At 53.2% G+C, this 549-nt stretch carries 1 rRNA gene; it reads left to right on the top strand.

The features are described 5' to 3' along the window. Positions 1 to 77 precede the first annotated feature (77 nt). Positions 78 to 549: ribosomal RNA gene (locus ACYQ4O_RS12950) — 16S ribosomal RNA — on the top strand; the annotation flags it as partial.

Below are 549 nucleotides of genomic sequence, written 5' to 3'. Positions count from 1 at the left end.
GTGAGTCTAGTGAGGCAAACGGAGTAGGAAATACTCCGTCAAAACCGAAACGAAGAGTAAGAGCGACAACAGAGATTAAACAAAAGAGTTTGATCCTGGCTCAGATTGAACGCTGGCGGAACGCTTTACACATGCAAGTCGAACGGTAACGAGGAGGAAAGCTTGCTTTCCTCCGTCGACGAGTGGCGAACGGGTGAGTAAGACATCGGAACGTATCCGCTCGTGGGGGACAACTTCCCGAAAGGGGAGCTAATACCGCATGAGATCCGAGGATGAAAGAGGGGGACCCTTAGGGGCCTCTCGCGAGCGGAGCGGCCGATGACTGATTAGCTAGTTGGTAAGGTAAAGGCTTACCAAGGCGACGATCAGTAGCTGGTCTGAGAGGACGACCAGCCACACTGGGACTGAGACACGGCCCAGACTCCTACGGGAGGCAGCAGTGGGGAATTTTGGACAATGGGCGCAAGCCTGATCCAGCTATTCCGCGTGTGGGATGACGGCCTTCGGGTTGTAAACCACTTTTGTAGAGAACGAAAAGTCTGTTGATAA

It is taken from the genome of Turicimonas sp. TL08 (assembly GCF_054660695.1).
This window is presented reverse-complemented; position numbering and strand designations above follow the sequence as displayed.